This is a genomic window from Vibrio sinensis, assembly GCF_003605645.1.
Taxonomy (GTDB): Bacteria; Pseudomonadota; Gammaproteobacteria; order Enterobacterales; family Vibrionaceae; genus Vibrio; species Vibrio sinensis.
The window spans coordinates 65,680-92,502 of the sequence record NZ_QVMU01000018.1; the positions used below are offsets into that span (position 1 = coordinate 65,680).

Here is a 26,823-nt window from a genome sequence, read left to right on the forward strand (position 1 = left end):
CTCCTCCCAATAGAGACTATTCGGCTTTCTTACTTGCCGCAACGTCTGATGGCGTAGTCGTGGGAGAAACCTCACTCTCTACATCCTGCGCTGTTTGCTCTGGCTTGTTACTTGCGTAAGGACGCTGGACCTCACGCGCAGCTTGCTTAAGTTCTTCAACCGAAGACTTCAATTCTGGGGATAAATCTTCCATCCCCATTTTTTCTGCTTTGCGTAAGTTCTCTTGCAATTCTTGGACTTTCAACTCGTGTGAAATTTCATCTTTCACACTGTTCGCCATACTCTTCGCTGAGCTCACAAAACGCGAGACACTACGAATAGCATGAGGAAGACGTTCAGGACCTAGAACCACCAATCCAACAACAGATATCAATACCAGTTCCCAAAAACCGATATCAAACACGTATTATGCCTGCTCTTTGTCTTTTTTAGTTTCAGTCGTTTCAGCAGTTGCGTCTTTCTTCTGCTGTTCTAAGTTTTTTGGTTCGAAATCAGCGTCTGCGTCTTTCTTAGCTGATTCTTCGTCACTCATTGCTTTCTTGAAGCCTTTGACTGCACTACCTAAATCACCACCAATGTTACGCAGTTTCTTTGTACCAAATAGCAAGATCACGATTACAGCAATGATCAATAATTGCCAAATACTAATACCACCCATTATTTTTACCTCGGGTCTTATTAAACAAATTTATAAACAGAGTTTAACGTCTAACGACGATAAGCTCGCCAACTAAGCAACCAAAATGTGACACCCGCAACGGCACTCACTGTAGATAGTTGCTCTATAGTGTGGTCTACCAATATTGCCGAGCATACGACCAATGTGGCTCCAACACCAAATAAAAATTTTCCAGTCGCTTGTTGGCGCTTGGAATCACGATAGCCTTGATAAAGCTGATCCATGCGTTGATTCATGGCTTTACCTTGTCTTAAGCTGTCGTAAAGTAGCTCTGGTAACTCCGGCAGTTTCTCAGCCCAGAAAGGCGCACGATCTTTTACTGCATTAATTACGGCCTGAGGCCCTACTTGATTCATCATCCATTCCTCAAGGAATGGCTTTGCTGTTTCCCATAAGTCTAGCTGAGGATAGAGCTGTCGGCCTAACCCCTCAACATAGAGTAATGTCTTTTGCAGCAATACGAGCTGTGGCTGAACTTCCATATTAAAGCGACGTGCTGTGTTGAATAAATTCAACAGCACATGGCCAAATGAAATTTCACATAATGGTTTAGCAAAAATTGGCTCACACACTACGCGAATCGCAAATTCAAACTCGTCGATGTTCGTTTCACGTGGAACCCAACCTGATTCCACATGCAATTCCGCCACACGTCGATAATCACGATTGAAAAAAGCTAAGAAATTTTCAGCTAAATAGCGTTTATCTTGGCTATTGAGGCTGCCGACAATACCACAATCCAAGCCAATCCACTGTGGGTTTTCTGGATGCTCCGGTTTAACAAAGACATTGCCAGGGTGCATATCCGCGTGGAAAAAACTGTCACGAAACACTTGAGTAAAGAAGACACTCACACCACGCTCTGCCAAAAGCTTCATGTTGGTACCGTTAGCTTTTAACCCTTCAATATCAGAAACTTGAAACCCGTATATTCGCTCAGAAACCATGACAGTTTCATTACTATAATCAGGAAAAACTTCTGGTACGTATAACTCTTCACTGTTTTCAAAGTTGCGGCGCAATTGCATCGCGTTAGCGGCTTCACGACGCAAATCCAATTCATCAATGAGTGTTTTTTCGTATTCTCGAACGACTTCTACTGGCTTTAAGCGACGCGCTTGCGGCAATGTTTTTGCCACGATATGGGCCATGCGATACATCAGCTTAATATCAGCATCAATGACAGGGCGGATATCTGGGCGGATCACCTTTAGAACGACCTCTTGACCGTTATCTTTACGCTTTGCGGTATGAACCTGGGCAATAGAAGCTGAGGCAAGAGGCTCAATATCAAAGTCTGTAAACCAAGTTTCTAAAGGTGCCCCAAGCGCGGCTTCCATCTGCTCTTTTGCCTGATGACCATCAAATGGAGACACTTGATCTTGTAATAAAGCAAGAGGGTCAGCGATATGCTCAGGGAATAGATCACGACGGGTCGACATCATCTGTCCAAACTTAATCCATACTGGACCCAGTTCTTGTAGAGCTAGACGAAGACGTTCACCCATTGGTTTATCAGCATGCTGATTTTTAATCCAGAACAACCCTTTGCGAGCTAATAATGGCGCTTTAGTCAGCTCGTGAGTTGGCAGCAGTTCATCTAAACCATATTCCAATTGCACTTTGATAATACGATAGAGTCGCTTTAATTCTGTCGGAGTCATACACGCTCCAACAGTGCATTCAATTTTGCATCCAAACGCGCAGCTTGACTTTTAACGTCATCAACTTGATCACAGAAATATGCAACTTCTAAAGCTGGCGGCAACAAACGCCATTCTTCAGTAAGCACCTGACCAAGATGATTTTGATGCTTTAAGGCACGAGCTTTAACAAAACCACCAACCTGATGAATGCCCTGGACTACGGTGTGTGCAACAACATCACCAGTAACACGAGATAGCCATTCTTCGATATCCGGTTTGCAATCAGTCATTAACTGAGAAAATTTTTGTGCGAGCTGAATATCACCATCCAACACCAACTTATCTTCTTTAATCAATTGGGTGATGTTTGCTTGTTCACGTAGCTCAGGCAATATGGATAAGTTTAATGATAGATAGCAATCGGGCGTACCCTCATAGTGAGCTAAGACATCGATCTGCTGGCTAAACACAAATGTGAGTGTTTTATTCAGCTCTTTCAAATGCACTTGGATCACTTGCCCTTTTAGGCGAGAAAGGCGACGTCCTAATTCAGGGTCATCTTTAATCAAGGTATTAAGCGTGGTTTCTATCACTGCGGTGACGATCGGTTCAATTGGCATAATAATCCTTAGAACTTGTAACCACGATGCAAAGCTACGATGCCACCAGTCAAATTGTAGTAACTGGTTTGCTCAAACCCAGCCTCATCCATCATACCTTTCAATGTTTCTTGATCTGGGTGCATACGAATAGACTCAGCTAAATAACGGTAGCTATCGGCATCATTCGCCACAACTTCGCCAATTTTAGGCAATAGGTGGAATGAATAAGCATCATAAACTTTTGATAGTGGATCTAAGATTGGCTTTGAGAATTCCAATACAAGTAGGCGCCCACCCGGCTTCAACACTCGGTACATAGAGCGCAGTGCTTTATCTTTATCTGTTACGTTTCGCAAACAGAAACTGATCGTGATGACATCAAAATAGTCATCAGGGAATGGCAATTCTTCTGCATTTGCTTGTACGTAATGCACGTTCCCCACGATACCGCTATCACGCAGTTTATCGCGGCCAACATTCAACATTGAGTTATTGATATCAGCAAGAATCACATGCCCCTTGTCACCAACAATTCGAGAGAACTTAGCAGTTAGGTCACCGGTACCACCACCAAGATCAAGAATACGCTGACCAGGACGAACGCCACTGCAATCGATAGTAAAGCGTTTCCATAGACGGTGAATACCGCCAGACATCAAATCATTCATGATGTCGTATTTTGCAGCTACAGAGTGAAATACCTGAGCAACTTTCGCTACTTTTTCTTCTTTTGCCACTGTGGTAAAACCAAAGTGTGTCGTGTCTTGCGACTCTAGCGCGGTGCTCGATTGCACGCTTGTATCCGTCATGATTATTCCTCTTCAAGCAGTGCTTTAATAACTCGGATTCGATAATTTAATAACCGAAACACTGCGGCGAGTTAGTTTACTTTATCCTCAGCCGTATGTCTTTCTACCGAAGAAGCATTTTCAGTCAGATCATCAATTTCTGCGAAGCCATCATGATTCGCAATTTCAGACAGAGCTGATGAAATCGGGCGTTTTATTTCGACGCCCAGTTGCTTAAAGCTTTCCGCTTGGCGAATAACATTACCTCGTCCACTAGCGAGCTTGTTCATCGCCCCTTGGTAATTCTGGTTGGCACGGTCAAGAGCACTACCAAGGCTTTCCATGTCATCGACAAATAATCTCAGTTTGTCGTATAACTTGCTCGCTCGCTCAGCAATCAGCTGAGCATTTTGGTTTTGTCGATCATAGCGCCATAGATTATCGATAGTACGTAGTGCCACCAGCAATGTCGTTGGACTCACCAGTATGATATTTTGCTCCATCGCATCTTTCACCAAGCTAGGATCGGCTTGGATAGCGACCTGAAATGCAGGCTCTACAGGGATAAACATCAACACATAATCAAGGCTCTGAATGCCTTTAAGTTGATGATAGTCCTTGTGACTCAGTCCTTTAATATGGCTGCGTAATGCGATTAAGTGATCGCTTAACGCTCTATCGCGTTCGGCATCTGTTTCAGCATTAAAGTAACGCTCATAAGCCACCAAAGCCATTTTTGAATCGACCACAACCTGCTTGTTCTGAGGTAAGTGAACAATCACATCAGGTTGATAACGTTTACCCGCTTCGTTTTGCAAACTAACTTGGGTTTGATATTCATGGCCCTCTCGAAGACCCGATTCAGCTAATACCCGAGCGAGTACCACCTCCCCCCAGTTACCTTGCTGCTTGTTATCCCCTTTTAGAGCCTGAGTTAAGTTGACCGCCTCACGAGTCATCTGCTCGTTAAGACGCTGTAGGTTTTTTAATTCATGCACTAATGTGTGGCGTTCTTTGGCTTCGATATTAAAACTATCGTTAACTTGTCTTTTAAACCCTTCTAACTGCTCTTTCAGTGGCGATAATAACCCCTCTAAGCTTTGACGGTTTTGCTGATCAACCTTAGCGGTTTTCACTTCAAATAACTGATTAGCCAAAAGCTCAAACTGATGTTTTAAACGTTCTTCGGCTTTTTCCAGTAACTCAAGTTTATCTTGGTTCGACTTGTTCTCTTGTTCATGACGAGCTTCTTGCTCACGCAACTGCGCTTCGCATTGCGATTTACTTTCACGCATAGCATTTAAATCATCAAAAAACTGCTGGCGCTCTTGCTTCACGGCATCGAAGTAACGCAGCTTCTCTAAGACTGCCATCAACTTGCCATGTGACTGTTTTAGTTCGTACGCCGCTTTATCACGTTCTGTATCTAATTCGTCTAGTTCTTGTTGAGCCTCTAGAAGATCTTGTTGAAGCTGCTCTATTTTTGTCGCAGACAATTGCTCACTCGCAGCCAACTGCTGTTCAAGCAACTGGGCCTCAAAACGCATTTTTTGTTTCACCCACCAGCCAGCGAGAGAGCCACTCGCTATTGCACTTGCAATAACAGAAAAAAGAAGACCTTGATGCTCAAGAACCCATTGCATAAAAACGTAATAACCTAACGGAAACAAAGTCATTTAATGGTATTTTAGTACTGGATAAATGTCCAGTTTGTCGCTCAGATAATCAACCGCTAGACTAGGCGACCCGTACACTATTCTGAGTGTCAACGGATGACTGGTTAAATTATGAAGGACTAACATGAACGAGCGTCGCGCTTTAAGTTTTGGGTTGGCAGCTGTATTGCTGTGGTCAACGGTGGCAACCGCATTTAAGTTAACATTGGCAGAATTTACGCCAATACAAATGCTCACTGTCGCTAGCTTTGTTTCGGCACTCGCGTTATTAGCTGTGTGTGCGATACAGGGTAAATTATCACTTCTCCCACAAACGTTTCTTTCCAATCCTTGGTATTACTTACTATTAGGTTTGATCAATCCACTTGCTTACTATGTGATCTTGTTTAAAGCCTATGATCTACTTCCTGCATCACAAGCGCAGGCTATTAACTACAGTTGGGCAATTACCCTAACACTGATGGCCGCTTTCTTCCTTGGGCAGAAAATTCGCAAACAAGACTATGTAGCCTGTGTTTTTAGTTACTTAGGCGTGATCGTTATTGCCACTAAAGGCGATATTCTGGGATTGAATTTTGAAAGCCCAATGGGTGTTGCTTTAGCATTAACCTCAACGTTACTTTGGGCAAGCTATTGGATTCTGAACACCAAAAATAAGGCCGACCCAATTGTGAGTGTATTGCTCGGTTTCTTGGTTGCTTTGCCATTTGCGGTTGCTTTAGCTCTATTTGAGGGAGCAAGTTGGGCGCACATTACATCAAAAGGCTGGCTTGCAGTTAGCTATGTGGGAATGTTCGAAATGGGTGTGACATTTGTTCTATGGTTGAGTGCTTTAAAATTAACAGAGAACACTGCACGTATCAGTAATCTAATTTTCGCGTCCCCTTTTATATCTTTAATTCTACTCGCGACAATTATTGGAGAAGAGATTCACCCAACCACGCTAATGGGCTTGGTGTTGATCATCGCTGGCTTAGTTGTGCAGCAAATTAAGTGGGGCCGCAAGGCCCCCCAAGAAATCACAAAATAATCGTTCTACACGCCAGCAAAGATTTGTGAATATAAGTCAGCAAAGAAAGGTCAGTGGACAAGTTTATACCCACTGGCCTGCTGCAAAGCCTGAGCTCCAACACCATTGGAAGTTATAGCCCCCTAGCCAACCGGTTACATCCATCACCTCACCAACAAAATACAAACCTTTAATTTGTTTACACTCCATGGTTTTCGAAGAGAGCTGATCCGTATCAACACCACCGAGAGTCACTTCTGCCGTACGGTAGCCTTCCGTACCATTTGGTGCGATTGGCCAATTTTCTAAATGTTCGACGATAGCAGCCATTTCTTTGTGGTTATATTGCTTAAGCGGCTTATCACTTAGCTCTTTACGCTCAATCAACACTTCAACCAAACGCTTCGGTAGAACTTTTGCTAACGTGTTTTTCAAGCTCTGATTCGGGTGATTTTCGCGAGATTGCTCTAGTAGTTCCGTGACATCGCTTTCAGGTACTAGGTTAATCGTCACCTTTTGCCCCGCTTTCCAATAAGAGGAGATCTGAAGTACTGCTGGACCAGACAAACCACGATGAGTAAATAGCAGTGCCTCTTTAAAGCTTTCACCACCTTGTGCGGTAATAATGGCAGGAATAGCGATGCCAGAGAGCTCCGCAAACGCTTCTTTATCTTGCTTATGCAGTGTGAATGGAACCAAACCGGCTGTAGTTGGGATTACCGATAGACCAAATTGCTCGGCAATTTTATAGCCAAACGGGGTCGCACCCAGTTTTGGCATCGACAATCCCCCTGTCGCCACGACTAACGACTCACAAGTAATCGTTTTAGCTTCAGTTTGCAGTACAAAGCCATTATCGACTTTTTCAATTGAGGTGATTGTCTGTTGATAGCGTTGCTCAATATTAGGAAGCTTACATTCATCCAGCAACATGCTAACTATTTGTTTTGCTGAGTCGATACAGAACAACTGACCATGGTCACGCTCTTCAAATGCGATGTCATACTTGCTGACCATCGAGATGAAATCCCAATTGGTATATTGAGATAGTGCCGACTTAACAAAGTGTGGATTACGGCAAAGGTAATTGCTTGCTGTTACATCGTAGTTAGTAAAGTTACAGCGGCCACCACCAGAAATTAAAATTTTTCGGCCTGGCTTTTTTGCATTATCAAGCAGTAACACTTTACGACCGCGCTTGCCAGCTGTTGCAGCGCACATAAGCCCCGCAGCACCAGCACCAATAACGACAACATCAAACTTCTCAGTCATGTGACCCACTCATAAATTAGCAATAAAAAAGGATGTGCGAAATGCACATCCTTATCAGATTGGGTGGTATTTTAGCGGTTATTCGATGACTTGCCAATTGGGCAATTTTACAGCATAAATGCACCCAGCAAAGTGACCCCAACCAACGCTACTAGCAGAATGAATAATTCTCTTACTCGGTCGCACTTCCCTGTAAATACCGTATCGTGGTGATGGTGATACTCTTTACTTTTTAAGTAATGAAATAACCGAAACTGCTTGGTGACATTACCATGCGTGGTGAAAAATCCATTGCCATCAACTTGTTGATACAGCAAAGGGTGAGCTTCACGCATGATATAAATCAACGAGCGTAATGCTGTTAAGTATCTTGCAAAATTAATTAATGTAACCAGCATCAGTGCCAGTAAAATCGTATCACCAGTGATCATCTTCTCCTCCCTACATCTTCCTTGATACCCAAGAAAAAAAGACTATTAAAACAATCGTCTATTGCTGAATATTATCCAGCTGGGGCATCCATCACGGAAGATGAACCTTCTTTTGCTAAAGCGGCCAGATCTTTATCAATAAAGAACAAAGCTTTACCGTCTTCACCGACCAGTTCCAACTTATCTAAAATCCCTTTAAATAACTTCTCTTCCTCATGCTGTTCAGCGACGTACCATTGTAAGAAGTTGAACGTTGAGTAATCTTGAGAGGTGAACGCAACATGAGCCAAAGTATTGATTTTTTGAGTAATCATTTGTTCATGTTCATACGTTTCTCGGAATACATCTCCAAGACTAGCAAACTCATGTTTAGGGGCTTCTATCGCTCCTAAAATGGGCATTGCCCCCGTCTCACTAACATAGGTAAAAAGACGTTGCATGTGCTCCATTTCTTCTACTGCGTGAGCACGAAGAAACTCGGCAGCGCCTTCAAAACCTTTGTCTTCACACCAAGCACTCATTTGTAAGTATAGATTGGATGAAAAAAATTCTAGGTTAATTTGATCATTCAAATGATCGATCATTGCTTGAGATAGCATTTTCACTCCTAATAGCACAGCATACTTAATTGTAATAAATACTAAACATAACCATAACACTTTGCGCAATCGCAAACTAGGTCAGATTGTTTAACAACAATAATTAGATAACTATTAGCTAGTTAGATCTGAGATCATCTTTGCAAAATTTCTTCAACTCAAATGCTAATCTTAGAAGAAACTACCTTAGGAGAACGCAATATGAGTTATCAGCACATACTTGTCGCCATTGACCTTTCAGAAGATAGCGAACACCTCGTCCAAAAAGCGGTCGACTTGGCCAAGCCTCTCGACGCACAAATATCTTTTATTCATATTGATGTGAATTATGCAGAGCTCTACACCGGATTAATTGATATTAATTTGGCTGAAACACAACATCAGGCATTGGAAGCCTCACAGCAGCAATTGCAAAAGTTAGCCGATCACGCAAACCACCCAATCAAACATACGTTAGTGGGTAGCGGTGATTTAAGTAATGAGTTGTGTGACACTATCAATGAATATCAAGTTGATCTTCTTATCTGTGGCCACCACCAAGATTTTTGGAGCAAGTTACTGTCATCGACTCGTCAGTTAATCAACAGATCTCCTGTCGACATGTTGGTTGTACCACTTAAGGATTGATGCACTAACCACTGAATATTATCGATAAACCGTTTAGACTGACGGCAATTATTGATTCTGAGCATTGGTTATGGGTTATCTATCCGCTGTTACTCTATTATGGGCTTTCTCGTTCAGCTTGATTGGCGTTTATCTCGCTGGTCAAGTTGACTCTTGGTTTTCTGTGCTAATGCGTGTTGCATTAGCCAGTATTGTCTTTATCCCCTTTATTAAGTTTCGCGGAGTCAGTAAATCACTGATTGCGAAGCTTATGGTTATTGGTGGTTTTCAACTTGGGTTGATGTACTGCTTTTATTACCAATCATTTTTACTTTTATCGGTACCTGAAGTTCTGCTATTCACCATTTTTACGCCGATCTATGTCACCTTAATCTATGACGCACTCAAGGGTCGTTTTTCTCCTTGGTATTTATTAACCGCTGCGATTGCTGTAGTTGGCACTGCGTTTATTCAGTTTTCAGGTGTTAACCAAGATTTTCTTTTAGGATTCTTGGTCGTTCAGGGAGCAAACCTATGCTTCGCTATTGGGCAGGTGGGTTATAAATTCATAATGGAGAAGCAACCCGTCGACTTACCGCAGCATACCGTATTCGGTTACTTCTATTTAGGAGCTCTTTGTGTCGCTATCATCGCTTTTTCTTTGTTAGGAAATAGTGACAAGCTGCCGACAACATCCACTCAGTGGCTAATTCTGGTGTATCTCGGCACCGTTGCATCTGGATTGGGTTACTTCGCATGGAATAAAGGTGCGACCATGGTCAATGCTGGGGCACTTGCCGTCATGAACAATGCATTGGTTCCTGCAGGGCTTATCGTGAATATTTTGATTTGGAATCGCGACGTTGATTTAGTTCGCCTCTCTATTGGAGGTGCAATTATCATGCTATCACTGTGGGTCAACGAAACATGGGTAAAGCGTAAGGTTGCCCAACAGTTTAGCCAATAAATGACCTCTAAATTCACTTTAAAAGGTCACCACTACACCGCTCGGTAATATAGAACTGACAGCAAAAAAGCCCGCAATCGCGGGCTTTTAAAATCACAATAAAATTAGCTCATCGAAGCGAGTACATACACATCAAATCGATTCTTCTTAGTTTCAATCGCCATTGTCGGAGCTTGATCATCTAACCAATTGGCGTAATCAGGGCGCTTCACAACCACACGTTTAGTCGCTAATGCGAGTGCTGGAGCTAACAAACCATCTGCATCAGTATCAGCACCTACCAAAGATTGAAATACGCGCATTTCTTTTTTCACTAGGGCGGACTTCTTTTTGTTCTCTGGATGTGGGTACATAGGATCAAGATAGACAACTTCTGGCTGCTCAAAATCTGCATCGAGAGATAACGCTTCTAATGCTTCTAAGCTTGATGCGTGCAGCAGTGACATTCTCTCTGAAACCCAATGCCCTATTTCTGCATCTTGCTGCGCACGTTGTAGACCATCATCTAATAATGCAGCAACAACTGGATGACGTTCCACCATTTGAACCTTACAGCCCAATGAGGCCAATACAAACGAATCTCGCCCTAAACCAGCCGTAGCATCCAAAACCGTTGGCGTTGCACCTTTATTCAACCCTGCCGCTTTCGCAATAGCTTGCCCTTTACCGCCACCAAACTTACGACGGTGCGCAACTGCACCACCAGCGAGATCCACGTAAATTGCACCCAATTTCGGCTCATCAAGTTTGCGTAATTCTAAGCGTTGCTCGGTTAATACCAATGCAAACACGCTCTGCTCATCGTGAGTTAGTCCCCAACGAGTTGCTAACTCATCAAGTCTTTCTACTTGATTTTGATCTTCACACAGCAGTTGGATTAGCACAATGAGCTCCAGTATTGGTCGGTAGTTTTAGGGGGCGCAGTGTACCGGATTTTTATCATCGGCACTAAAGGTTCTTTTCCTTTAAAAGTGTGGCAGCCAACTCTTCCAAAGGTTGAGGTTTTCCAATGAAATATCCTTGCGCATAATCAACGCCCACTTCCATTAATTGGTCGATGATTGGACCACTCTCAACGAATTCAGCGACCGTTTTTTTACCCATCTGTTTTGCTAAATCATGAATGGATCGCACCATCAGGTAATCCATTTCATTGATATCCATTTCTCGGACAAACAAGCCATCTATTTTGACAATATCGACTGGTAACTTCTTCAAGTAACCAAACGACGATAAACCAGAACCAAAATCATCCAATGCAATTAGACAGCCTAACGATTTCAGCTTAGTGAACAATTTAATCGCTTGCTTCATGTTACTCATTGCAGCTGTTTCTGTAATTTCGAAACAAATCTTATGACAAGGCACCGTACTCTTTTCCAATGCCTCAAGCAAAAATGCAATGAACTGCTTGTTACCCATAGAGTGGCCTGAAAGGTTGATTGCGCACAATCCTAAATGTTCGAGCTCTTTAGGGTGAGTCGTTAACCAATGTAGAGTTTGATTAACCACTTGCTTATCAATTAAGTGCGCAACGTTATAGCGTTCAGAAGCCGGCATAAAAATACCAGGCGAAATATGTTCTCCATCAGCACCTCGAATACGCACCAATATCTCAAAATGCATGCGCTTGTCATCATCATCCAAGCCAATGATTTGTTGGGCAAACAGCTCTAGACGATCATTCGCCAGCGCATTGTGGACTAAATTAACACTTTCCATTTCTAACTGACGACGACGTAGATCTTCATCATCAGCACAATACAAATTGTAGCGGTTTCGCCCATCCTCCTTCGCAGCATGACAAGCCGTATCAGCCTGAGCATGCACCATTTGTGGGGAAGATGCGGTATGGTCAATCAAACGAATACCTATCGAACAGGTTAAATTTAAGCTGATATCCCCCCACTTAAACTGCTGCTCACTAAAACAAATTATAATGTCAGCTGCGACTTTCTTAGCATCGCGTTCAGTGCAGTCTTTCAATAAGATCGCAAACTCATCACCACCCATACGAGCAAGGATTACATTATGAGGCAATACGTCTTCTAGCATTCTCGCACTAAAGCAAATAGCCGCATCTCCCGCTTCATGACCAGCGGTATCATTAAGTACTTTCAACTGGTCAAGATCGAGGTACAACATAGCGTGTGTCCGAGTATGGCTCTCGACCTCTTTCAGTGATTTATTCAGTGCCAATTCAAAATGGTTACGATTGTACGTATCGGTTAGTAAATCATGCTGTGCTTGGTATTCAAGCTGTTTTGACAACTGGCGCATCTCACTAATATCTTCACCCACAATCAAAACATGCCCAGATTCTGCTAATGGCCGAATATTTTCACGTATCCATATTGAATGTCCATCTGCATGGCGATATTCAATTTCTCGTCGCCAAACACCTTTCATTGCCTGTTTGGGTTGCAACAAAACTTGTCTTGGCATTAGTGATTCATTATCGATATAAAAGGAAGTCAGATATTGGCCCAATACTCGATCTGATGTGTAGCCAAGCACCTGCTCTGCGAATTGATTAACTCGCTGAACTCGATTGTGTTCATCAATCGTCACCATCATGACTGGCTGCTGATCGTAGTAGTGGCTTAAGTTCACTTCTCTGCGAAAAAGCCGCTCTTCCGTCATTTTACGGGTCGTAATATCTCGGGCTTCAAACAGTACCTTGGCTTGTTGAAGACTCGACTCTGCGAGTGGTTTCAATATGAGTTCAAGGACTAAAGAGCCCAACTCCGGGTGCCATATTTCCGCTTCTAACTGACTGGCAACATCTTGAGTTTGGTCGGTAAGTATCTTTTTGATCTTATCGGCAGTCTCTGGTTCCCAATGTCGGTGTAGCCAAAGGGGTTGGTCGATTTGAAAGGATTGGTGATAAAGTAATGATTGCAACTTACTGTTGCTCGATATAAGTCGGCCATCTTGATCGATTAAACCAATAAACTGGTAGCTCTGGTCAAACACAGTCTCAAGTAACTCTTGGCTTTCGCGCGCCACTAGTTCACTGCGTTTTAACCGTCTCATGTAGTACATCAAACCCAGAACAACTAAACACAAGACAACTATCAAGATAATCGCGATTCGCAACTCTTGATGATAGCGGGCAATAAATGAGGTCGAACTATTTAGCTGTTCAAGAGAAGCCTCTACCATCTGGTGTTCAGCCCAAGAGGATGCACTTGGTGAAACTTGTTCGCTTTCAATACGAGCGTCCTCTGAATGAAACCATGTTAAATGGTACTCGTTCATTGTATCGAGTATCGACTGCAATACAGGAGTGTGTGTAGCATAAGGCTGAAAGCTAGGTACATTTTTGTCTTGTGCCACTGACACGAAAGCCCAAAAAACAGCTAGAAGAAGAAGACAAAAGCGCACTAGAATAAGCCTCGATTGTATAAAATAAACCGTACAATACTATCATTACTGTCGATGATTTATACCGACACATATCGTAACTTCATCAACAATAAGGAAAAATCATGAGTGCCCATGCCAGTAAGATTGATGAATTAGATAAAGCAATCCTAAAAACGCTGATGGCCGATGCGCGCAAACCTTATGCTGAGATGGCAAAGCAATTTGATGTTAGTCCTGCCACTATCCATGTTCGCATCGAGAAAATGAAAGCTGCGGATATTATCCAAGGAACGGAAGTGATCGTAGATACCAAGAAATTAGGGTATGACGTTTGCTGCTTTATTGGCATCAACCTCAATGCGGCTCGCGATTATCATTCAGCGCTTGAGAAGCTCAATGCATTAGAAGAGGTGGTTGAAGCTTACTACACCACTGGTGCCTATAATATTTTTGTCAAATTGATGTGTCGTTCCATCGAAGAGTTGCAGCACGTTCTAATCGACAAGTTACAAGCCATTGATGAAGTGCAATCAACTGAAACACTAATATCACTGCAAAACCCTATCAACCGTAATGTTAACCCATAAAAAAAGCTCGCCTAAGCGAGCTTCTTAAAAATAGATCAATTAACGTGAAGCAAGGTATTCTTTCAACTCATCAACTGAAATGCCTTGTTTAGCAATTTCTTTTGCGAGCTCATCTACCTGTTCATCTTTACGTGATTCAATCACTTGTTGGAACTGGTACACCATGTCACGCAACATTGGTAGCGGAACATTCTTCGCTGCGCTGCGAATACGTTCACCACTTTGATTACCTAGCTCACGAAGTAATTTTCCGTACATTACCTTCTCTGGAGACTCATCCAGTTGCTCCAAAATTCGAGCCATTTCATATGTTGTCAATGACATTAGTTATATTGATTCCATCGCTTAACGTTTAAGAGGTCAAATATACAACCGTTTCCTTCGTTTAGCAAAGCTATCAGCACCCTTTAGCTCATTGCCAAATGCCAGCGGCGACCAGATTTCGATAACAAAATAAATAATGCAGGGAAGACAATCAACATTTGGATTGCGATCATGACTTGAGGTTCTAATCCAATACGCTGTACCAAGCCAACCACTAACCCTGCACCACTCATTTGGAATAAACCAAGTAATGCTGCGGCAGTTCCCGCTTTGTCGCCAAATGGAGCAAGAGCTTTACCCGCAGCTGCACCGAGAATCCAAGCAAAACCAATTGAAGAGGTAAAGATAGGTAACATAAATGCGATAGGTGATTGTTGAGGTAGTAGTAACATAATGCATCCCGCCATCAACAAAGTTGTAATACCAACCAATAAGGTTTTATGAGTACCGTATTTATCCATAAATTTCGGTGCCGTCATACATGCAATAATATTAATCGCCGCATTGATACCGAACCACTTAGTAAACTCATTCATATCCAAGCCTAGCTTTTCCATCAGCACCACAGGTGCCGACGTAACGTAAGCCAGAATAACCGCCATTGCTAACATACATAGCGATGCATGAAACACAAATGAAGGTGACTTCAATACGTCTAGGTAGCGGTTAAGTCTGAAAACTGGCTCATTGTTTGATTGAGGGTTGGTCTCTTTCATTCCCACAACCATCAAAACAAACACCACAACTGCAAATATAGCCATAAAGCTAAAGTTTGAACGCCAACCAAATTGCTGTGTTAGCCAACTACCTAAAATAGGTGCGAGAGCTGGGATAAAACAGATGGCACCATTAAGATAGCTGATCATTTTGCCACTTTTCTCTGGACCAAAAATGTCGCGAACCGTCGCAAAGGCTGCTACAGATGTTGCACAAGCACCTAAGCCTTGTAGCAGGCGGGCAGCCAACATCCATTCAATATTTTGAGCACTCCACGCCAATAAAGCACTCACTGAATAAATGGTGATCCCTCCTAATGCGACGGCTCGACGTCCGACTTTATCTGCTAAAGGACCGGCAAAAAGTTGTCCGATACCCATTGCAAACAAAAATAATGTAATCGTATCTTGTGCGAGCGCATGCTCCACATCAAATGCGGTTGAAATTTGTGGTAGTGCGGGTAGATATATATCAATCGCAAGTGGGCTAAACAAAACCAATAAAGTAAGTAATACCATTTGAGATTTGCTATTGAGGCCTAGTGACGGGGAATGCAAAGATAGCTCCAAGAAGTTACTGAAATTTGCCGTAGTGTAAGCTAGGCTAGATATGAATCCCAATGAGACTTTTTCATTAGAGGTATTCCTAGCTGGAATAAGTATATGAATATAGAAAAACTTGCTCGAATAGACCTGAATTTGCTGGTTTGCTTAAAGGTGTTGTTAGAAGAGCTCAATGTCACTCGAACCGCTCATCGGCTATGTTTAACACAATCTGCCGTTAGCAAAAGCTTAGCAAAGCTGCGAATCCAATTTGATGACCCTCTATTTTCACGCCATGCGCATGGACTCTCTCCTACGCCAAAAGCTCTCTATCTAAGACCAAAACTGGATGTATTAATTAACCAGCTCGAACAACTCACCCAACCCGAGCTGTTTGATCCTGCGACTAGCTCTATTCGATTCCAAATCGCTGCGGTTGAAAGTATCTATTCATTGATATTGCCACGTTTCTTACCAGAGTTATTTAACCAAGCACCCAAGGTGACACTCAGTACCCACGCATGGTCTGAACAAACCTTTACGCAACTTCAGCGAGGAGAGCTCGACTTAGGGATGACGGGTAAAGATATTGACATCAATGATGCCAAGTTGACGTTGCTGCCCCCCTCAGACATCTGTGAGCAAGAGATATATCAAGACATTCAAATGTGTCTATTGCGTAGTAACCATCCCATATTAAAAGCACCATGGACATTAGAGCATTATTTGTCAGCTCGACACGTTCAAGTTCGTTGTGATGGTAATGATCGCTGGTTACTGGACTATCGCCTTGCAGATCTTGGTAAAGAACGAGATATCGCAATTACAGTCCCTGACTTTAATAGCGCTGCGAGTTTATGTTGCTACACTGATTTTATTTTCACAGGCCCAAGTCATTTTGTTCACTTAGCCGCGAAACAACTCGCATTAACCGTTCTACCATTACCAATGCCATTTCCCCCAATGGCCTACACTTTGTTCTGGCATAAGGACAGAGAAAATGACCCTGCACTCGCTTGGTTAAGAGAAATGATTCAGGATAAAACTAGCCCTCTTAGATAATTTGCAGCTCGCTTGCAAAAAGAGTAGCTTATTCCGCATCGTCCTAAAACGAGAAGTGATTCGTGCGGACATAAAAATAAAAATGAAGGATTACATTGATGCTTACAACTACTGAACAGCGTTTGACTGCCATTAGAAAATGGCTTGCAGAGCACAATTTAGATGCTTTGCTCGTCCCTCACGAAGATGAATACCTTGGTGAATATGTTCCTGCACATAATGAGCGTTTACATTGGCTCACTGGATTCACGGGTTCAGCAGGTGCAGCCGTTATTACTCAAGACAAAGCTGCTATATTCATTGATGGTCGTTATACCGTTCAAGTAACCAAACAAGTTCCTGCAGAACTATTTGAGTATCGTCACCTCATCAATGAACCGGCATTAGATTGGATTATTGACCACGTTGCAGCAGGTAAGAAAGTCGCCATTGATCCACGAATGCACTCTGGCGCATGGTTAGAATCAGCGCAAGCAAAGCTCTCTAAACAGCACCAACTTACCATTCTTGATAGTAACCCAATTGATGAACTGTGGATCGACCGCCCTGCTGCTGTTGTTTCTGACGTGCGCTTAATGGCTACCGATCTTGTCGGTCAATCAAGTGAAAGTAAACGTGAGCAAATCGGCACCTTGGTTAAAAAACAAGGTGCTGACTGTGTCGTCATCACTGCACTAGATTCTATCTGTTGGCTACTTAACGTTCGTGGTCTTGATGTTTCTCGCTTACCTGTTTTGCTGTCTCACGCAATCTTACATAGTAATGGAGAGGTAGAGTTTATCCTCGATCCTGCACGCATACCGGCTGAGTTTGATCAGCATGTTGGCCAAGGTGTTACTGTTTATCACCCAGAACAACTACAAGCTCGTTTAGAAGCATTAAGCCACTGTAAGGTGCTACTTGATGCATCAACGAGCAACGCTTGGTTTAAATTGGTTCTGCAGAACTGTGGCGCCCAAGTCATTACCGCCTCAGATCCTTGTTTAATGCCAAAAGCAGCAAAAAATGCGACTGAAATTGAAGGGATGAAAGCCTGTCATATCCGTGATGGTGTGGCGATGGTGACCTTCTTATCATGGCTAGATAGCGAAGTAGCCCAAGGAAAACTGCATAATGAAGCTCAATTAGCGGATAAGCTTGAAGCAATTCGTCGCCTTGACCCAAGCTTAAAAGACCTAAGTTTCGATACAATTTCAGCGGCAGGTGGTAATGCAGCAATGTGCCACTACAACCACGAAAACCAACCGACACCCGGTCAACTAACTCTTAATACACTTTACTTAGTCGATTCAGGTGGCCAATACTTAGATGGCACTACTGACATAACCCGTACTATTGCGATCGGCCAACCAAGTGCTGAGATGGTTCAGCAATTTACCTTAGCCTTAAAAGGTCATATTGGTATCGCTCGTGCGCGTTTCCCTCAAGGGACTCGAGGTTTCCAACTTGATACTCTAGCACGTCAGCATCTATGGGCTGAGGGTTACGATTACGACCATGGTACGGGTCATGGTGTTGGGCATTTCCTAAGTGTGCATGAGGGTCCAGCAAGTATCTCAAAACGTTTAATTGATGTCCCACTCGTTGAGGGTATGGTGTTATCAAATGAACCGGGTTACTACCGCGCAGAACAGTTTGGTATTCGTATTGAAAACCTTGAGCTGATTGTAGAACTTCCAACACAAGGTGATTTCTCAGTACTGACGTTTGAATCTCTGACTCGCTGTCCAATTGATGTTCGTAATATCGACGTTAACCTGCTGACTCGACCAGAGCTTGCATGGCTTAACGAATACCATAGTAAAGTATGGGCTGATTTGAACGAACTAGTCGATGGTGAAGTGCTGACTTGGCTACGCCAGGCAACTTTGCCTCTCAGTCACTAGATATAACGAAAGCACAATGTACTATTGAGAAAAGGCTTCCTATCGGAAGCCTTTTTTATGTTTCACGTGAAACATACCATCAAACTATCATCCTATAGCCCTGTCGTCTGCCATTCTTCCTAACCAGAATAAGCGCGATGCCAATCGCGCCAAACAGGATCAAACCCTTGATTACGAATCATAGCTTCGACACTTTGAGCGCTTCGCTCGTCGCTGATTTCAAACTGCTCTAGCTCGCTATCTTCAAGAGCATAACCACCAGGCTGTGTTTTTGATGCCGCTGACATTGAAGTGATACCAAGCGGCAATACATTATCTCTAAATGTTTCGCTCTCTCGTGTCGAGAGAGATAGTTCCACTTCAGAGTTAAGCAACCGGTAAGCACAGATCAATTGAACCAACTGTCTATCCGTCATGATTGATTTGGGCTGCAATCCTCCCTCACACGGACGTAATCTTGGAAATGAAATAGAGTATCGGGTTTTCCAATAAGTTTGCTCTAAATACTCAAGGTGAGCCGCCACAAAAAAACAATCGGTACGCCACTCTTCCAAGCCTATAAGAGCCCCAATTCCAATCTTATCAATACCCGCCTTGGCAAGCCGATCTGGCGTTTCTAAGCGAAACTCAAAATTAGTTTTATTGCCCCGCAAGTGATGTTTCGCATAGGTTACTGGTTGATAGGTTTCTTGGTATACCATTACTGCATCTAAGCCAAGTGTTTTGAGTTCAGCATAATCATGCTGCTCAAGAGGCTGGACCTCCATCGCCAAGTAATTAAAATGAGGTTTAATCACAGGTAACATTTGACGAAAATAGTTCATCCCCACTTTAGTTTCATGCTCACCAGTCACAAGTAAAACGCTATCAAACTTCATCGCTTTAATTGCGACAACCTCCGCTTCGATCTCTGATTCAGTTAGAGTTCGTCGCTTAATACGGTTTTCCATTGAGAAGCCACAATAGCTACAAGCATTCGCACATAAATTGGAAAGATAGAGCGGTATATACAATGACATCGTTTGGCCAAAACGCTTACGTGTGAGCACAAAAGATTGCTGGGCCATCTGCTCTAAGTAAGGCTCTGCCGCCGGTGATATCAGCGCTTTAAAATCTTCCAAATCACGCTTCGTTTTTGCTAATGCTCGTTCAACATCCAGTGTTGTTTTACTATATATTGATAGAGATATATCGTCCCAATTAAGTTGATTAAACTCTTTTACGAAGCTCATAAGCCAACCTAATTATCCAAAAAAGACGTTAATGGGCTCGATGCAACCGCATGAGAACTCTGACCCGCAAGCCCTGCTTTATACGCCATACGACCAGACTCCACTGCCAATTTAAAAGCGGTTGCCATAACTATAGGGTTGCGAGCGGTCGCTATTGCTGTGTTGACGAGTACTGCATCTGCCCCCATTTCCATCGCTCTTGCTGCGTGGGATGGTGCGCCAATACCAGCATCGACGACGACGGGTACCGTCGCTTGGTCAATAATAATCTCCAGAAAATCATGAGAAGCAATGCCCTTATTTGAGCCAATAGGAGCACCTAAAGGCATCACTGCCGCACAACCTACTTCTTCTAATCGCTTACACAAGACAGGATCAGCATGACAATACGGCAGCACCACAAAGCCATCTTTCACCAATTGTTCAGCGGCAATAAGTGTTTCGATAGGATCCGGCATCAAGTATTTTGGGTCAGGATGAATTTCCAGTTTCAGCCAATTCGTACCTAAAGCTTCTCTCGCTAGATGCGCGGCGAATATTGCGTCTTTTGCACTTTTAGCTCCCGATGTATTAGGTAGTAAATTCACGCCCATCTTTAGCAAAGGTTGCAATATGTCGTCATGCTTATCATGAATATCGACACGCTTTAATGCCATCGTCGCTAACTGAGAGCCTGAAGAGTTAATAGCTTGGGCCATTAAAAGGCTGTTGGCGAATTTCCCCGTTCCGGTAAACAAACGAGAATCAAATGTTTTATCTGCAATCTTTAACATGATTAGCCTCCTGCAATAGCTTGGAACAGTGATATTTCATCACCATCACAAAGCAACGTACTAGCCCAAACACTGTGCGGCACGACCTGATTATTAATAGCAAACACACAGCCTTGATGGGGAAGCTCAAATTGGCTGATGACCTGTTCTAAGTTCCCATCATTCACTATCTGATGTGGGGTTTGATTAATATGAATGGTAATAAAACTCATGACTCAACCTCCGTAAGATTCATTACTGATGCACACACCTTACACTCGCTGTCCCGCATAATATCGACCGTTTGCCATTGCATCGTTTCACCATTAAAAATATGTAACTGGTTCGCCTTTACCGAAAATCGCCCAGTAGCGAGCTTTTGAATTGCGGCTAACGCTTGGTAATTACCTAGAGTTCCAACGACTGGCCCAACAACTCCTAGATCGCTGCATTGGGTATTTTGATGAGTGTTATCGAATGGAATTAAGCAACGATAACAAGGCGCTTCTCTAGCAAAATCGAAGACACTAAATTGCCCTTGCCAACCAATAGCTGCCGCAGATATCAATGGTGTTTTTTGGAAATAGCAGATCCGATTTATCTGCTGACGGGTATGCAGGTTATCACTGCAATCAAGTACCACATCAGCAAGCATCACCTCCAAACTCAATTGCTCATCAGACAGACGGTGGTCAATTGATCTCAGTTTTATATGGGGATTCAGCTGCTCTAGTTGTTTGATCAATGCACGCGCTTTGTTTTGTTTAAGGTCAGATTGACGATAAGCAACTTGTCTTTGTAGGTTGCTGCTTTCGACAACATCATCATCGACGAGAACCAGACGGCCAGTACCACTTGCCGCTAAATAAAGCGATGCCGCTGTACCTAACCCTCCACAACCAATGATTAATACATGAGATTGAATTAATGAGAGCTGCCCTTGCTCCCCGATTTCAGGTAAAGATATCTGCCTTTGATAACGCAAAAATAACGATTCAGATAACATGGTCGACTCCTTGCCCCATTGAGTCTACCCGCACATTTCTTTGCATAATTGTTCGAAAACCGAGTAGCACTTGCTTTGGCTGCGTAGCTAAGGTAATCGCTCTGACGACTGCCAAACTCGATACACCGCAATCCCAAACTAATGGCGCTGTATCCAAGTCTATCCCTCCAATAGCAACGGTTGGGTACCCAAATTCTTGATGGTATGGAATGGTCTTAATCAGTCGTTGATATAGCGCTAGCCGTACTAAGCCCTGTGGTTTCGATGGCATCGTTTTAGTCGTGGTAGGAAAAATATGCCCAAGAGCGATATAACTTGGATTAATTTGGCTGATTCTAAGCAACTCAAAATAGCCGTGAGTCGATAGACCGAGGCGAATACCAGCTTGTTCAATCAAAGAGAGATTAGCGTACTCAATATCTTCCTGACCAAGGTGAACACCAAAAGCACCATACTTAAGAGCCAACTGCCAATAGTCGTTGATAAATACTTGGCCGTTATATTGTTTGCCCAAATCAATTGATCGTTGAATCTGTGCTTCAAGGTCTGCTTGATCAGGATCTTTTATACGCAGCTGAATCGTTTTTACGCCTAACTTTAGCAATCGCTCAATCCATTCACTACTGTCAACTACAGGATAAAGTCCAAGTTGATGCTTATTTAAATATGCGAAATTTAAATGGGTAACGCGATTGGGTTCGAACTGACTTAGCCACAGACTCTTAATCCCTAGCCGTTTATCTTCAAGAACAGGGCGAGGAAAGCACGCATAATCAACTGGCCATGTTTCACGTGAAACATGCATAGCAGCTCTCGCTACACTAAGACAATCTTCGATTGGAAATTGCAAAGCAAGCAAGGTGATAACCCAAGACAAATGATGCTGATGTTGAGCCTGTTCGAAAGGTTTATTTGGGTAAGAAAAAGCGCGCACTTCATCGTTCAATGGGTGATGCCAAATATCAAAGGAGTGTTCACCCTCAATAATTCCAAGTGAAACTGAATTGCGCTCATGAGGAACTTGGACAAAATCATGCCGTGTCATGTAGTCTAAGAAGATGTCACCAAAGCGATCCAAAGGTTCGATGAGATCAGTACCGACGACCAGTCTATTGTCAGCAAAGCTTATCTTGAATTGTGATGTAGAACTAACGCCCAACATCACCTCATTAGTCGCAAAACCATTTCGTTTTGCGACCGATAATACTTGCTGAATCTCTGCCGTCAGTTCTATCAAAGTAGATGGAACTAATATTTCGACCATGATTACTCCGCTTCAGATGTCACCGCAGGATGATACAGTTCTGACCCTGTAGCCCTAAACTCAGCCGATTTCTGCTTCATACCCTCTAATGGGTCATCCAGCATCTTAATTGAAATGGCCTGATCGGCAGCTACCTGTTCAGTATCTTTAGCGTATTCTCTAACTTCCTGTGAGATCTTCATTGAACAGAACTTAGGTCCACACATAGAACAAAAATGAGCAACCTTACCCGACTCTTGTGGCAAAGTTTCATCATGGAAAGTTCGAGCTGTTTCAGGATCAAGCGAAAGGTTGAATTGATCTTCCCATCGGAACTCAAACCGCGCTTTAGATAATGCATTATCACGAATTTGTGCACCGGGGTGACCTTTGGCTAAGTCGGCGGCATGAGCGGCCAATTTGTATGTGATCAGCCCTGTTTTAACATCTTCTTTATTGGGCAAGCCTAGGTGCTCTTTTGGTGTCACATAACACAACATCGCACAGCCATACCAACCAATCATTGCTGCGCCGATACCCGACGTTATATGATCATATCCTGGTGCTATATCCGTTGTTAATGGGCCTAAAGTATAAAATGGTGCTTCGTGACAATGTTTAAGCTGCTCATCCATATTCTCTTTAATCATGTGCATAGGCACATGACCTGGCCCTTCAATTATGACCTGAACATCATATTCCCATGCGATTTTTGTTAGCTCTCCTAACGTGCGTAGCTCAGCAAACTGCGCTTCATCGTTGGCGTCCGCAATTGACCCGGGACGAAGCCCATCCCCTAAAGAAAGAGCCACATCGTATTGGGCACAAATTTCACAGATTTCACGGAAATGAGTATAAAGGAAGCTTTCTTGATGATGAGCAAGACACCACTTAGCAATAATAGAGCCACCACGAGAAACTATCCCCGTGACACGTTTGGCCGTCATTGGTACATAACGTAATAATAAACCGGCATGAATTGTAAAGTAGTCAACGCCCTGCTCTGCTTGCTCAATAAGCGTATCGCGCATCACTTCCCAGTTGAGATCTTCAGCAACACCATTTACTTTTTCCAACGCTTGATACATTGGAACCGTACCAATTGGAACTGGGCTATTACGTAATATCCACTCTCGCGTTTCATGAATATTGCGTCCAGTAGATAGGTCCATTACCGTATCGCCCCCCCAACGAGTCGACCAAACTAACTTTTCTACTTCTTCTTCAATTGACGAACTGACTGATGAATTACCAATATTAGCGTTTACTTTAACTAAGAAATTACGCCCGATAATCATCGGCTCAGATTCTGGATGGTTGATGTTAGAGGGAATAATCGCACGCCCCTCGGCGACTTCCTTACGAACAAACTCAGCGGTGATATCTTGAGGCAAGTTAGCACCAAAGTTTTGTCCAGGGTGCTGTTGGTTAAGCATATCGTCGTTGTATCGAACACGTCCCATGTTCTCACGTAAGGCGATATATTCCATTTCAGGTGTAATGATACCTTGCCGTGCATAGTGTAATTGGGTGACACATTGCCCGGACTGCGCGCGACGAATTCTTGGTAGGTTACCGTAACGAAGGTCGTCTAGCGTTATGTCATCTAAACGTTCTTTGGCATACGCTGAACTCACATCATCCAGTAATAAGGTATCTCCACGCTCTTCAATCCATAACTCCCTTAACTTAGGAAGCCCATTGTATAGATCGATAGGATGGTCAGGATCTGTATAGACGCCTGATGTATCGTATACACGAAGCGGTTCGTTAGATTCAAATATAGGGCTTTCTTTGGTACCGCCGATAAGACTATCAGCTAATGAAATTTCCCGCATTGGAACACGAACGTCAGGACGTTCTCCTTCGACATAAACTTTGCGAGAATTCGGGTATGGTTGTACCGAAAGAGTATCTATAAACTGTTTAGCTTCCAGTCTAGCTTGCTTGCGACTCGACATAGCATTTTTCCTTGCTCATTTTTTATAAAACGTATGGGATAAAAATGCTTGGCGGAACGATATGACAAGAGGAATCTAATGCTGTTAAAAATAGAACAGCATCGATAATGAGATTAGTTGACCAAAATATAGAAGTATATTTAGTAAAGTTATCTTCTCTTGTTCCCTACGCAGGTGTTAGCCTGATCAGGTTCTACGGATCCCGAATTAACGGTCTCAGCCAAATGGCTCTCCGACAAGTGAAGCAATTATAAGCAATACGTAATTTGAAACCAAGTCAAATACGTAAAAAAACATCGCTAAATGTTAACTTTCATCAACAACTGAAAGCCAACCCATGCAGCTGAAATACTAAGCACGACATTCAGTAATATATTTAAGCCCATCTTAAGAAATGCGCCCTGCTGCATTAAGAGGACATTATCCATAGAAAACGTAGAGAACGTGGTTAGTGCTCCGAGAAAACCCAGTCCAATAATCTGGCGCCATGGTTCAATCGCCAGAATTTCGCTTTCAAATGCAGCTATCAATAAACCCATAATAAAAGAGCCGACAACATTGACAGTCAATGTACCGTATGGGAATCCTCGTCCTAACAATGCAACACAAAGTTCAGAAACAAGATAACGGGAGCAAGCACCAAATGCCCCACCGAGTGCAATAAAGCCGAGTATGGAAAGTTGGCCCATAAATCCCCCAATATATTCAATGGCTATATTCTAACCGCATTAGCGCAAAATTCGAGTCTACAAACTAAATATTCACATCAGATAAACTAAAAGATTTTAAAAGTTACAGTAGTCACTTTAACTCAATACCCATCAGTAAATAAGATTACTAAATACAAATTCTAGACTATTGCAGATCTTATCCCGGCATTGCTGCTGAGACTTAATATATGACTGCGATGGAAAGTTTCAGCCATTACCCAACACGCGCTATTTGGTAATGACTGAATCCGCTGCTCTGCCAATTGGCGGCAAACCATAAAATACAGACGTAAAAAAGCCCCAGCATTTCTGCTTAGGCTTGGTATATAGCAGGGGTGGAGGGATTCGAACTCCCCAACACACGCTATTTTATAATGGCTGAATCCGCTGCTCTGCTGCTCTGCTAATTCGCGGCAAACCATAAAATACAGATGTAAAAAAGCCCCAGCATTTCTGCTGAGGCTTGGCATATGGCAGGGGTGGAGAGATTCGAACTCCCAACACGCGCTATTTTATAATGGCTGAATCCGCTGCTCTACTAATTGGCGGCAAACCATAAAATACAGATGTAAAAAAGCCCCAGCATTTCTGCTGAGGCTTAGTATATGGCAGGGGTGGAGAGATTCGAACTCCCAACACGCGCTATTTTATAATGGCTGAATCCGCTGCTCTGCCAATTGGCGGCAACCATAAAATACAGACGTAAAAAAGCCCCAGCATTTCTGCTGAGGCTTGGTATATGGCAGGGGTGGAGAGATTCGAACTCCCAGCACGCGCTATTTTATAATGGCTGAATCCGCTGCTCTACTAATTGGCGGCAAACCATAAAATACAGATGTAAAAAAGCCCCAGCATTTCTGCTGAGGCTTAATATATGGCAGGGGTGGAGAGATTCGAACTCCCAACACGCGGATTTGGAATCCGCTGCTCTGCCAATTGGAGCTACACCCCTAATGATCTAGACACGCTAGATTCAAAAAAACCTCGCACAAAGCGAGGTTTTCGAATAAGTGGCGGAGTGGACGGGACTCGAACCCGCGACCCCCGGCGTGACAGGCCGGTATTCTAACCAACTGAACTACCACTCCGCAGTGGCATACTTACCTAAGTAAGCGTCCATTTTGTTTCTAGATGGTCTATCTAAAAACGAAATTTAA

The 26,823-nt window shown here is 43.1% G+C and carries 25 protein-coding genes, 2 tRNA genes, 1 pseudogene and 1 riboswitch; of the genes and pseudogenes, 6 read left to right on the forward strand and 22 right to left on the reverse strand.

The annotated features are described in order from the left end of the window. Window positions 1–16: 16 nt before the first annotated feature. The 6 genes from tatB to rmuC all read right to left on the reverse strand — a co-directional run bounded on the left by tatB (window position 17) and on the right by rmuC (window position 5,358). Complete coding sequence (tatB, locus tag DZ860_RS16455; RefSeq protein WP_120033496.1) at window positions 17–403, reverse strand: Sec-independent protein translocase protein TatB; 387 nt, start codon at window positions 401–403, stop codon at window positions 17–19. Window positions 404–406: 3 nt separating this feature from the next. Then, complete coding sequence (tatA, locus tag DZ860_RS16460; RefSeq protein ID WP_120033498.1) at window positions 407–658, reverse strand: Sec-independent protein translocase subunit TatA; 252 nt, start codon at window positions 656–658, stop codon at window positions 407–409. Window positions 659–708: 50 nt separating this feature from the next. Next, complete coding sequence (ubiB, locus tag DZ860_RS16465; RefSeq protein WP_120033499.1) at window positions 709–2,343, reverse strand: ubiquinone biosynthesis regulatory protein kinase UbiB; 1,635 nt, start codon at window positions 2,341–2,343, stop codon at window positions 709–711. Beyond that, window positions 2,340–2,945, reverse strand: a complete 606-nt coding sequence (locus tag DZ860_RS16470; RefSeq protein WP_120033501.1) for a ubiquinone biosynthesis accessory factor UbiJ — start codon at window positions 2,943–2,945, stop codon at window positions 2,340–2,342. Before DZ860_RS16470 ends, ubiB begins: the two co-directional genes overlap by 4 nt. An 8-nt stretch (window positions 2,946–2,953) precedes the next feature. Continuing rightward, window positions 2,954–3,736 (reverse strand): bifunctional demethylmenaquinone methyltransferase/2-methoxy-6-polyprenyl-1,4-benzoquinol methylase UbiE, encoded by a 783-nt coding sequence (gene ubiE / locus DZ860_RS16475; RefSeq protein WP_120033503.1) that lies wholly within the window; start codon window positions 3,734–3,736, stop codon window positions 2,954–2,956. A gap of 71 nt (window positions 3,737–3,807) precedes the next feature. Then, complete coding sequence (gene rmuC, locus DZ860_RS16480) at window positions 3,808–5,358, reverse strand: DNA recombination protein RmuC (protein WP_120033505.1); 1,551 nt, start codon at window positions 5,356–5,358, stop codon at window positions 3,808–3,810. Window positions 5,359–5,515: 157 nt separating this feature from the next. Here rmuC and DZ860_RS16485 point away from each other — a divergent pair, with 157 nt between their 5' ends. After that, window positions 5,516–6,421 carry a DMT family transporter gene (locus DZ860_RS16485; protein ID WP_120033507.1) on the forward strand — a complete coding sequence of 302 codons (906 nt, stop codon included), beginning with the start codon at window positions 5,516–5,518 and terminating at the stop codon, window positions 6,419–6,421. A 63-nt stretch (window positions 6,422–6,484) separates the two neighbouring features. Here DZ860_RS16485 and DZ860_RS16490 read toward each other — a convergent pair whose 3' ends face one another. From DZ860_RS16490 to ftnA, 3 genes are all read right to left on the reverse strand, one after another. Continuing rightward, window positions 6,485–7,672 (reverse strand): BaiN/RdsA family NAD(P)/FAD-dependent oxidoreductase, encoded by a 1,188-nt coding sequence (locus tag DZ860_RS16490; RefSeq protein WP_120033509.1) that lies wholly within the window; start codon window positions 7,670–7,672, stop codon window positions 6,485–6,487. A gap of 107 nt (window positions 7,673–7,779) precedes the next feature. Beyond that, window positions 7,780–8,103, reverse strand: coding sequence for a universal stress protein UspB (gene uspB, locus DZ860_RS16495; RefSeq protein WP_120033511.1), 324 nt, complete (start codon window positions 8,101–8,103; stop codon window positions 7,780–7,782). 71 nt (window positions 8,104–8,174) lie between these two features. Beyond that, on the reverse strand, window positions 8,175–8,702 hold the full coding sequence (gene ftnA / locus DZ860_RS16500; RefSeq protein ID WP_120033513.1) for a non-heme ferritin: 528 nt from the start codon (window positions 8,700–8,702) through the stop codon (window positions 8,175–8,177). Between the two features lie 201 nt (window positions 8,703–8,903). Here ftnA and DZ860_RS16505 point away from each other — a divergent pair, with 201 nt between their 5' ends. Continuing rightward, entirely contained in the window at window positions 8,904–9,329 is a 426-nt protein-coding gene (locus DZ860_RS16505) for a universal stress protein (protein WP_120033515.1), read from the forward strand. A gap of 70 nt (window positions 9,330–9,399) precedes the next feature. Continuing rightward, complete coding sequence (locus DZ860_RS16510) at window positions 9,400–10,275, forward strand: carboxylate/amino acid/amine transporter (RefSeq protein ID WP_120033517.1); 876 nt, start codon at window positions 9,400–9,402, stop codon at window positions 10,273–10,275. 104 nt (window positions 10,276–10,379) lie between these two features. Here the strand turns inward: DZ860_RS16510 and DZ860_RS16515 are convergent, their stop codons facing one another. Both DZ860_RS16515 and DZ860_RS16520 read right to left on the reverse strand, forming a co-directional pair. Beyond that, window positions 10,380–11,159: a class I SAM-dependent methyltransferase gene (locus DZ860_RS16515; RefSeq protein ID WP_120033519.1), complete on the reverse strand. Its 780-nt coding sequence runs from the start codon at window positions 11,157–11,159 to the stop codon at window positions 10,380–10,382. 64 nt (window positions 11,160–11,223) lie between these two features. Next, a pseudogene (locus tag DZ860_RS16520) lies at window positions 11,224–13,461 on the reverse strand (EAL domain-containing protein); the annotation flags it as partial. A gap of 305 nt (window positions 13,462–13,766) precedes the next feature. Here DZ860_RS16520 and asnC point away from each other — a divergent pair. Continuing rightward, complete coding sequence (asnC, locus tag DZ860_RS16525) at window positions 13,767–14,231, forward strand: transcriptional regulator AsnC (protein WP_120033521.1); 465 nt, start codon at window positions 13,767–13,769, stop codon at window positions 14,229–14,231. Window positions 14,232–14,270: 39 nt separating this feature from the next. Here the strand turns inward: asnC and tsrA are convergent, their stop codons facing one another. Together tsrA and DZ860_RS16535 are read right to left on the reverse strand one after the other, a co-directional pair. Beyond that, window positions 14,271–14,555 carry an H-NS-like global regulator TsrA gene (tsrA, locus tag DZ860_RS16530; protein WP_120033523.1) on the reverse strand — a complete coding sequence of 95 codons (285 nt, stop codon included), beginning with the start codon at window positions 14,553–14,555 and terminating at the stop codon, window positions 14,271–14,273. A gap of 83 nt (window positions 14,556–14,638) precedes the next feature. After that, a complete protein-coding gene (locus tag DZ860_RS16535; protein ID WP_120033525.1) occupies window positions 14,639–15,790 on the reverse strand; it encodes a multidrug effflux MFS transporter in 1,152 nt (383 codons plus the stop codon). A 144-nt stretch (window positions 15,791–15,934) separates the two neighbouring features. Here DZ860_RS16535 and DZ860_RS16540 point away from each other — a divergent pair, with 144 nt between their 5' ends. Beyond that, window positions 15,935–16,876, forward strand: coding sequence for a LysR substrate-binding domain-containing protein (locus DZ860_RS16540; protein WP_120033527.1), 942 nt, complete (start codon window positions 15,935–15,937; stop codon window positions 16,874–16,876). A gap of 98 nt (window positions 16,877–16,974) precedes the next feature. Next, on the forward strand, window positions 16,975–18,762 hold the full coding sequence (locus DZ860_RS16545) for an aminopeptidase P family protein (RefSeq protein ID WP_120033529.1): 1,788 nt from the start codon (window positions 16,975–16,977) through the stop codon (window positions 18,760–18,762). Window positions 18,763–18,881: 119 nt separating this feature from the next. On the opposite strand, the gene thiH is transcribed toward DZ860_RS16545, so the two are convergent. From thiH to DZ860_RS16590, 9 genes are all read right to left on the reverse strand, one after another. Continuing rightward, on the reverse strand, window positions 18,882–19,994 hold the full coding sequence (gene thiH, locus DZ860_RS16550) for a 2-iminoacetate synthase ThiH (RefSeq protein WP_120033531.1): 1,113 nt from the start codon (window positions 19,992–19,994) through the stop codon (window positions 18,882–18,884). A gap of 8 nt (window positions 19,995–20,002) precedes the next feature. After that, window positions 20,003–20,767 (reverse strand): thiazole synthase, encoded by a 765-nt coding sequence (locus tag DZ860_RS16555; RefSeq protein WP_120033533.1) that lies wholly within the window; start codon window positions 20,765–20,767, stop codon window positions 20,003–20,005. 2 nt (window positions 20,768–20,769) lie between these two features. Continuing rightward, window positions 20,770–20,979, reverse strand: a complete 210-nt coding sequence (gene thiS, locus DZ860_RS16560; RefSeq protein WP_120033535.1) for a sulfur carrier protein ThiS — start codon at window positions 20,977–20,979, stop codon at window positions 20,770–20,772. Next, the gene (locus tag DZ860_RS16565; protein WP_120033537.1) at window positions 20,976–21,752 is read right to left on the reverse strand and encodes a HesA/MoeB/ThiF family protein; all 777 of its coding nucleotides are present in this window, start codon (window positions 21,750–21,752) and stop codon (window positions 20,976–20,978) included. Before DZ860_RS16565 ends, thiS begins: the two co-directional genes overlap by 4 nt. Then, complete coding sequence (locus tag DZ860_RS16570) at window positions 21,742–23,016, reverse strand: thiamine phosphate synthase (RefSeq protein ID WP_120033539.1); 1,275 nt, start codon at window positions 23,014–23,016, stop codon at window positions 21,742–21,744. The genes DZ860_RS16565 and DZ860_RS16570 overlap by 11 nt, the downstream gene beginning before the upstream one ends. A gap of 2 nt (window positions 23,017–23,018) precedes the next feature. After that, entirely contained in the window at window positions 23,019–24,956 is a 1,938-nt protein-coding gene (gene thiC / locus DZ860_RS16575) for a phosphomethylpyrimidine synthase ThiC (protein WP_120033541.1), read from the reverse strand. Between the two features lie 146 nt (window positions 24,957–25,102). Beyond that, window positions 25,103–25,201, reverse strand: a riboswitch (TPP riboswitch). A 54-nt stretch (window positions 25,202–25,255) separates the two neighbouring features. Beyond that, the gene (gene crcB / locus DZ860_RS16580; RefSeq protein ID WP_120033542.1) at window positions 25,256–25,645 is read right to left on the reverse strand and encodes a fluoride efflux transporter CrcB; all 390 of its coding nucleotides are present in this window, start codon (window positions 25,643–25,645) and stop codon (window positions 25,256–25,258) included. A gap of 896 nt (window positions 25,646–26,541) precedes the next feature. After that, window positions 26,542–26,618, reverse strand: a tRNA-Trp gene (locus DZ860_RS16585). 59 nt (window positions 26,619–26,677) lie between these two features. Then, window positions 26,678–26,754, reverse strand: a tRNA-Asp gene (locus DZ860_RS16590). Window positions 26,755–26,823: the final 69 nt, after the last annotated feature.

Bases quoted from the DNA above. Each gene is read 5' to 3' on its own strand.
- thiS (WP_120033535.1), bottom strand. From the start codon at position 20,979: ATGAGTTTTATTACCATTCATATTAATCAAACCCCACATCAGATAGTG.
- DZ860_RS16535 (WP_120033525.1), bottom strand. From the start codon at position 15,790: ATGGTATTACTTACTTTATTGGTTTTGTTTAGCCCACTTGCGATTGAT.
- tatA (WP_120033498.1), bottom strand. From the start codon at position 658: ATGGGTGGTATTAGTATTTGGCAATTATTGATCATTGCTGTAATCGTG.
- DZ860_RS16540 (WP_120033527.1), top strand. From the start codon at position 15,935: ATGAATATAGAAAAACTTGCTCGAATAGACCTGAATTTGCTGGTTTGC.
- asnC (WP_120033521.1), top strand. From the start codon at position 13,767: ATGAGTGCCCATGCCAGTAAGATTGATGAATTAGATAAAGCAATCCTA.
- DZ860_RS16485 (WP_120033507.1), top strand. From the start codon at position 5,516: ATGAACGAGCGTCGCGCTTTAAGTTTTGGGTTGGCAGCTGTATTGCTG.
- DZ860_RS16490 (WP_120033509.1), bottom strand. From the start codon at position 7,672: ATGACTGAGAAGTTTGATGTTGTCGTTATTGGTGCTGGTGCTGCGGGG.
- tsrA (WP_120033523.1), bottom strand. From the start codon at position 14,555: ATGTCATTGACAACATATGAAATGGCTCGAATTTTGGAGCAACTGGAT.
- DZ860_RS16470 (WP_120033501.1), bottom strand. From the start codon at position 2,945: ATGCCAATTGAACCGATCGTCACCGCAGTGATAGAAACCACGCTTAAT.
- thiC (WP_120033541.1), bottom strand. From the start codon at position 24,956: ATGTCGAGTCGCAAGCAAGCTAGACTGGAAGCTAAACAGTTTATAGAT.
- rmuC (WP_120033505.1), bottom strand. From the start codon at position 5,358: ATGCAATGGGTTCTTGAGCATCAAGGTCTTCTTTTTTCTGTTATTGCA.
- DZ860_RS16570 (WP_120033539.1), bottom strand. From the start codon at position 23,016: ATGGTCGAAATATTAGTTCCATCTACTTTGATAGAACTGACGGCAGAG.
- crcB (WP_120033542.1), bottom strand. From the start codon at position 25,645: ATGGGCCAACTTTCCATACTCGGCTTTATTGCACTCGGTGGGGCATTT.
- ubiE (WP_120033503.1), bottom strand. From the start codon at position 3,736: ATGACGGATACAAGCGTGCAATCGAGCACCGCGCTAGAGTCGCAAGAC.
- DZ860_RS16510 (WP_120033517.1), top strand. From the start codon at position 9,400: ATGGGTTATCTATCCGCTGTTACTCTATTATGGGCTTTCTCGTTCAGC.
- DZ860_RS16545 (WP_120033529.1), top strand. From the start codon at position 16,975: ATGCTTACAACTACTGAACAGCGTTTGACTGCCATTAGAAAATGGCTT.
- thiH (WP_120033531.1), bottom strand. From the start codon at position 19,994: ATGAGCTTCGTAAAAGAGTTTAATCAACTTAATTGGGACGATATATCT.
- DZ860_RS16505 (WP_120033515.1), top strand. From the start codon at position 8,904: ATGAGTTATCAGCACATACTTGTCGCCATTGACCTTTCAGAAGATAGC.
- ftnA (WP_120033513.1), bottom strand. From the start codon at position 8,702: ATGCTATCTCAAGCAATGATCGATCATTTGAATGATCAAATTAACCTA.
- DZ860_RS16555 (WP_120033533.1), bottom strand. From the start codon at position 20,767: ATGTTAAAGATTGCAGATAAAACATTTGATTCTCGTTTGTTTACCGGA.
- ubiB (WP_120033499.1), bottom strand. From the start codon at position 2,343: ATGACTCCGACAGAATTAAAGCGACTCTATCGTATTATCAAAGTGCAA.
- DZ860_RS16565 (WP_120033537.1), bottom strand. From the start codon at position 21,752: ATGTTATCTGAATCGTTATTTTTGCGTTATCAAAGGCAGATATCTTTA.
- uspB (WP_120033511.1), bottom strand. From the start codon at position 8,103: ATGATCACTGGTGATACGATTTTACTGGCACTGATGCTGGTTACATTA.